Origin of the sequence: Bartonella sp. AP57NXGY (assembly GCF_042195805.1) — a bacterium.
GTDB lineage: Bacteria > Pseudomonadota > Alphaproteobacteria > Rhizobiales > Rhizobiaceae > Bartonella.
In genome coordinates, this window is sequence record NZ_JBHIOZ010000062.1 from 2,321 (window position 1) to 8,303 (window position 5,983).

The 5,983-nt window shown below is 37.0% G+C and carries 5 protein-coding genes, 2 tRNA genes and 2 pseudogenes; 8 read left to right on the plus strand and 1 reads right to left on the minus strand.

Features of this window, described 5'->3' with window-relative positions; genetic code table 11:
* The 5 genes and pseudogenes from ACFIL8_RS06570 to ACFIL8_RS06590 all read left to right on the plus strand — a co-directional run.
* Positions 1-173 (plus strand): annotated as a pseudogene (locus ACFIL8_RS06570) (trigger factor); the annotation flags it as partial.
* Between the two features lie 130 nt (positions 174-303).
* Positions 304-1,803, plus strand: coding sequence for an Asp-tRNA(Asn)/Glu-tRNA(Gln) amidotransferase subunit GatB (gatB, locus tag ACFIL8_RS06575; protein ID WP_375638122.1), 1,500 nt, complete (start codon positions 304-306; stop codon positions 1,801-1,803).
* Between the two features lie 181 nt (positions 1,804-1,984).
* Positions 1,985-2,383, plus strand: coding sequence for an NADH:ubiquinone oxidoreductase subunit NDUFA12 (locus ACFIL8_RS06580; RefSeq protein WP_375612891.1), 399 nt, complete (start codon positions 1,985-1,987; stop codon positions 2,381-2,383).
* Positions 2,384-2,472: 89 nt separating this feature from the next.
* Entirely contained in the window at positions 2,473-2,898 is a 426-nt protein-coding gene (locus ACFIL8_RS06585) for a DUF2155 domain-containing protein (protein ID WP_375613043.1), read from the plus strand.
* 875 nt (positions 2,899-3,773) lie between these two features.
* The gene (locus ACFIL8_RS06590) at positions 3,774-4,505 is read left to right on the plus strand and encodes a rhomboid family intramembrane serine protease (protein WP_375689187.1); all 732 of its coding nucleotides are present in this window, start codon (positions 3,774-3,776) and stop codon (positions 4,503-4,505) included.
* On the opposite strand, the gene ACFIL8_RS06595 is transcribed toward ACFIL8_RS06590, so the two are convergent.
* Complete coding sequence (locus ACFIL8_RS06595; RefSeq protein WP_375612889.1) at positions 4,502-5,332, minus strand: TrmH family RNA methyltransferase; 831 nt, start codon at positions 5,330-5,332, stop codon at positions 4,502-4,504. The genes ACFIL8_RS06590 and ACFIL8_RS06595 overlap by 4 nt on opposite strands.
* Before the next feature lie 205 nt (positions 5,333-5,537).
* Here ACFIL8_RS06595 and ACFIL8_RS06600 point away from each other — a divergent pair.
* The 3 genes and pseudogenes from ACFIL8_RS06600 to ACFIL8_RS06610 form a co-directional block, all read left to right on the plus strand.
* Positions 5,538-5,621: transfer RNA gene (locus ACFIL8_RS06600), tRNA-Tyr, on the plus strand.
* Positions 5,622-5,652: 31 nt separating this feature from the next.
* Positions 5,653-5,726: transfer RNA gene (locus ACFIL8_RS06605), tRNA-Gly, on the plus strand.
* A gap of 181 nt (positions 5,727-5,907) precedes the next feature.
* A pseudogene (locus tag ACFIL8_RS06610) lies at positions 5,908-5,983 on the plus strand (elongation factor Tu); the annotation flags it as partial.

Sequence of the window (5,983 nt, forward strand, 5' to 3'; positions counted from 1 at the left end):
ATTTATTAGCACAGATAAAAGTCACAGATAAAGAAGTGACGGTTGAAGAGTTGATGAAAGAATATGACGAATCAGATGTCCCTGAAGAAAAGCAGGCAAAGAAAAAGTCTGAAGTGAAAGAAACGTCTACAGAGAAAAAACCAGCTAAGAAAAAGGCTCCTAAAAAAGCTTAATATTTATGCAAACAACACAAGCCCGATAAAATCGGGCTTGTGTTGTAAGATTTATATCCTAGGATTGCACTGAGAGAATGGTTTTAGATAAGCCATGAGTGAATTTTAAAATATTGGTAGTGGATTGGCAATGAGCATCATTGATACGCGTACTCCTGATTCTAAGCGTTTTATTTCTGGAGTTACAGGTGATTGGGAAGTCATCATTGGCATGGAAGTTCATGCGCAAATCATATCAAATTCGAAACTTTTTTCAGGAGCATCAACCAAATTTGGTGCAGAGCCGAACAATCATGTATCACTTATTGATGCAGCCATGCCAGGTATGTTGCCTGTTCTTAATCAAGAATGTGTTCGTCAAGCGGTTCGAACGGGGTTAGGATTAAAGGCGCATATTAATTTAAAATCTGTTTTTGATCGCAAAAACTATTTTTATCCAGATTTACCGCAGGGATATCAGATTTCTCAATTTCGCTATCCCATTGTAGGAGAGGGAAAGATTATTATATCTGTTGGTCCAGATTCGAATGGCCAATTTGAGGATATTGAAGTGGGAATTGAGAGGTTGCATCTTGAACAGGATGCTGGAAAATCGATGCACGATCAACATCCAACGATGTCTTTTGTAGATCTTAATCGTTCTGGTGTTGCTCTTATGGAAATTGTTTCCAAGCCTGATATGCGCTCATCAGATGAAGCCAAAGCCTATATGACAAAATTGCGTACGATTGTTCGTTATTTGGGCACTTGCGATGGCAATATGGATGAAGGTTCTATGCGTGCAGATGTCAATGTATCTGTTCGTCGTCCTGGTGAAAATTTTGGAACGCGCTGTGAAATTAAAAATGTGAATTCTATTCGCTTTATTGGTCAAGCAATTGAATATGAAGCGCGTCGTCAGATCGCAATTTTAGAAGATGGAGGCGTCATAGATCAAGAGACTCGGCTTTTTGATGCCGCTAAAGGTGAAACGCGCTCTATGCGCTCAAAGGAAGAAGCGCATGACTATCGTTATTTTCCTGATCCTGATCTTTTACCGTTAGAATTTGATCAAGCATTTGTGGATGCTTTGGCAGCAGACTTACCAGAGTTGCCTGACGCTATAAAAGCACGTTTTGTTAAGGAAATGGGATTGACAGTGTATGATGCTTCCATTCTTGTGACAGAAAAGGCTATTGCTGATTATTTTGAAGAGGTAGCGCGTGGGCGTGATGGAAAAATAGTTGCCAATTGGGTGATTAACGACCTTTTAGGGGCTTTAAATAAAGATAATCGTGAGATTGAAGAGTCACCAGTATCGCCAAATCAATTGGGAAGCATTATTGATCTTATAAAAGAAGGAGTTATTTCTGGAAAAATTGCCAAAGATCTTTTTGAGATTATTTGGAATGAGGGGGGAGATGCACGCCAAATTGTAGAAGAACGAAATATGAAGCAGGTAACGGATACAAAGGCTATTGAAAGAGCTGTTGATGAGATCGTTGCCAATAATTCTGATAAAGTTGCGCAAGCAAAGCACAAACCTGCTTTAGCTGGTTGGTTTGTTGGACAGGTAATGAAAGTAACAGGTGGTAAGGCAAATCCCCAAGCTGTTAATGAATTGGTTAAGATGAAACTTGGCATAGATTAAATTTTATGGGGTGGAGAAGAAGCCATACATATGATATCTTCTTGAAATTAAAGGATAGCACGTTAACCTATCAATTGGAATTGTAGTTGAATTTACTAGTAACTTTTTCGATAATTTCAATCGTTAATAATTTTATTCCAACGATTAATTTCATGAACGCACTAAATGAATGGAATAGCAGATGGCTCGTTTTTTTAAGCAAATCTTCACATGGTGGAATGGCAATACCATTGGTACGCGTTTTTTCACATGGCGCAAAGGTAAGCGGATAGGGGAAGATCAATTTGGAAATATATATTATGAAGGAGGACTTCATAAGGATGGTTATCCGCACCGTTGGGTTATCTATAAAGACTATTCTGAGGCCTCTACTATTCCACCAGGTTGGCATGGCTGGATTCATCATCGCTGTGAGTGTCCACCAACACAAGAGGATTATCATCCTTATGAATGGGAAAAGCCTCATGTTGCAAATATGACAGGAACAAGTGAGGGCTATCGACCAAAGGGAGCTATCACCTCCAATGGAGAGCGTTCTTGTGTGCATGAAGATTATGATGCGTGGTCACCTAAAAAATAACATGTTTTAATGTGCGTGTGTATTTTTGTCTTATTTGACTCTATGTTATGAAAAGAATTATTTTTTAAGGTGCGATTGATTTTGATATGATGAGATTTTTTTTATTGTTAGGGGTGAGGCATTTTATATATATTTTTTTAATGGGAATTTTAGTGTTTTTATCCTTAAATAATGGGGTGCGGGCTGAGCGTATTAGCAATGGAATTGCTGTTTTTGCAGGTCTTGACAAAATCACGGGACGGACAACACGTTTTGAAGTTACTCTTGGTAAAATTTATCAGTACGGTGCATTACAGGTAACACCACGTGCGTGTTATACGAGCTCTAAAGATGAACCCACGCGTACAACTGGTTTTGTTGAAGTCAATGAAGTAACATTAGATAAAAAAGTACGGCGTATTTTTACAGGATGGATGTTTGCAGATAGTCCTGGTTTGAACGCTGTTGAGCATCCTATTTATGATGTGTGGTTAAAGGATTGCAAGCAGAATGCTCAAGATCTTCCTCTTCAATAATTAGTGTGTTATCTATTTATAATACATTGATTTATAATGGTCCTTTATCATTTTACAACTTAATAGCAAATTCCTATGATTACCTCATTTAATTTTTTTATATTGAATAATCCAAACTATTCTCTTGCGCGTTACAAGTGGCGGATGTGTCAATAACACTGTCTAAAAAAGGAATAAAAAATTCCGTCATGAACTGTTTAAATTCAAAGATGCATCATTAGAATCAACATATTTTTTAAGTGTTTCATAAGAGACAGTTCTTGAATTATATCTGTTAAAGGTTGAAATGAAAGGCTTGTTTATATTTGTTAAAGAGATGAACTGACGCTTTTGCATGTATGAGGGAAACAGATTATCAAGTAAGTAATTTATCATGAAACACTAATTATTATATCTAGAGAACGCTGTATTGGTATTTTTTCTCATAGAGATGTCGTTTTTCGTTCAAAGCGTAGAAGCAATGCAGGCCATATTAATGGAAAAATTGAGATTTAAGATTCTTTAAAGTTTATCAATCGAAGTATAGCTTGGTTAAAAAATGCAATAATCAATATATTTCTAGTAAGAAAATAATGTTTATATATTTTTATTATACACCACCTCATAAGTGAGTTTGTCTATTCGTAAGTTCTTGTATATTGCATGGTAACTTCACATTTAAGTAAGTAGGATACCACTAAGTTTGTAAATCATATTCTTGATATCCATGCTTTTTAAAATCTTTTGTATAAAATACACGTGTTTTCATATAGAGCTATTGAAAATTTAAAAAGGGGTTTCGAAGAGGCGTTGAGAAGATTCTGCATCACTGGGAATGGTATATTTATTTTGTATAAAGTATAACCCATTTTCTAAAAAATACGAGATTTTATACAATGAAAGTTTCTAGTCACCAACATAATGATGTTTCCCGATTGCCAAAACAACCTAAAGAACCCTTATTGAATGTTCCATTTATTATAGTTGTTTTGATAGCATTTTGTTTTTGTCTTTATTGCATTTCTCAGTATTTTTTTTCTCATCAGGTTTATGTTGAAAGCCTTGAGCTTTTTTCATTTATACCAGCATTGTTTAAGAGGGATCCTGTAGCATTTTGTTATACCATGGTGAGTTATTCATTTATGCATAGTAGTTTTAAACATGTTGCTCTTAATATGGTTTGGCTTTTGGTTTTCGGCTCTCCTTTAGCAAGGCATTTTGGTGTTTTACGTTTTTTAATTTTTTGGGTGTTAACGGCAGTTATTTCTGTTTTGACTTATTTTACATTTCATCAAGAAAGTACCATGTCACTTATTGGGGCGTCAGGTGCCGTATCTGGAATGATGGGTGCTATTGCACGTTATGGTTTTCCTAGTGGTAATCTAGCTGTCAATGCGCAGAACGAAAAACTTTTAGGACCTTTATTATCTGTCAAAAAAGCTCTGTGTTCTAAGGGGGTTCTTGTTTATATGAGTGTATGGCTGACGACTGATTTGATCATAGGTATTTCTTCTATTTTGTTTGAAGAAAATGGCATCTCAATAGCATGGGAAGCTCATATTGGCGGGTTTTTTGCGGGTTTTTTGTTGGTTGGTTTTTTTGATGTTTCACAAAAAATTAAAAACTAGAATCTAAGATATTGATGTGCCACATAAAGAGCTATTGTTGCTGCATTTGAAACATTTAATGATTTAATATTTCCAGGCATGTCAAGGCGTGTTAAAGCGCAAACGGTTTCGCGTGTTTTTTTACGTAAACCTTTACCTTCTGCTCCTAAAACAAGAGCAATTTTATTCCCTGTTAATGCTGTTTCTAGAGGTTGGTCACCTTCTGAATCGAGACCAAAGCTTGTAAAACCTGTTTGATGAAGTTCTTGAAGAGCTTCAGCAAGGTTTCGTACGGTAATATAATGAATCATTTCCAGAGCTCCAGATGCCGCTTTCGCAAGAACACCGCTTTCGTGGGGAGAGTGACGGCAAGTTGTAATAAGTGCTTTAGCTTTCAATGCAACTGCAGAGCGCATAATAGCGCCAACATTATGTGGATCGGTAATTTGATCCATGACAATGACCAGATCAGTATTGGTTAGTTCCGACAGTTTGCATGGTTTGAGGGGGAGAGTTTCCAAAACAATACCTTGATGAACAGCCTCACTTCCAACAAGCGAATCAAGATATTTGGGGGTGCATAATGTAACAGAGCAAGGATAATCTGATTCGGATATATTTAATCGTTTTAAGGCATTTTGTGTAACGTAAAGACATTTTAAAATTCTTTTTGGGTTTTCTAAAGCAGCCTGAACAGAATGAATGCCATAAAGATGGATGATCTCTTGCTGTAAAGAAGCAGCTTTCTTCTTTGGGTGTGTAAAAGATCGAGAAGGAGAGCCTTTTGTATCGCGATATCGGCGACGCAAACGAGCATAATGAGAATTTTGTGATGTTTTTTCTTTCATAGCTTCTTTATAACGTGTTAATAAGAAAAATAGAGAGAAAAAATCTATGATTTAAAATTATGAGCAGGAAATTTGTACAGAATTGTATTTATTCTGTTGACAGATACAATAGTAATCGTCATAACCACTTCGCAATCAGATTGAATTGAATGGGTATTCAAGATGGTTGTCGTGATGTCTCATTGCGCGACTTTATCGGTGTAATGGAGGGGTGCCCGAGTGGTTAAAGGGGGCGGACTGTAAATCCGTTGCGTATGCTACGTTGGTTCGAATCCAACCCCCTCCACCATTCATCGAAGGAGAGTTAGTACGTGGGTCATGCGGGTATAGCTCAATGGTAGAGCAGCAGCCTTCCAAGCTGAATATGCGGGTTCGATTCCCGCTACCCGCTCCAAATGGTTGTTGATGATTGGGCAAATAGGTATGATGGAGGATATTCCATTTATAGATTTGGTGGGGTTTTCCGTCTAAGAGTTGTGGTGATTGGGCTGTTTACAGTCTGGTCAGACTTAAGTTTTGCAGAACTGTCCCTAGGTGCTAATAAAAATAGGGAATAAAACAAGAGATTAATAGCAATGGCGAAGAGCAAGTTTGAACGAACAAAACCGCATGTTAATATTGGTACGATTGGTCACGTTGATCATGGGAAGA

Excerpts from the sequence above, each read along its gene's own strand:
- ACFIL8_RS06590 (WP_375689187.1), top strand. The coding sequence starts at position 3,774 with ATGAAAGTTTCTAGTCACCAACATAATGATGTTTCCCGATTGCCAAAA.
- ACFIL8_RS06595 (WP_375612889.1), bottom strand. The coding sequence starts at position 5,332 with ATGAAAGAAAAAACATCACAAAATTCTCATTATGCTCGTTTGCGTCGC.
- ACFIL8_RS06585 (WP_375613043.1), top strand. The coding sequence starts at position 2,473 with ATGAGATTTTTTTTATTGTTAGGGGTGAGGCATTTTATATATATTTTT.
- gatB (WP_375638122.1), top strand. The coding sequence starts at position 304 with ATGAGCATCATTGATACGCGTACTCCTGATTCTAAGCGTTTTATTTCT.
- ACFIL8_RS06580 (WP_375612891.1), top strand. The coding sequence starts at position 1,985 with ATGGCTCGTTTTTTTAAGCAAATCTTCACATGGTGGAATGGCAATACC.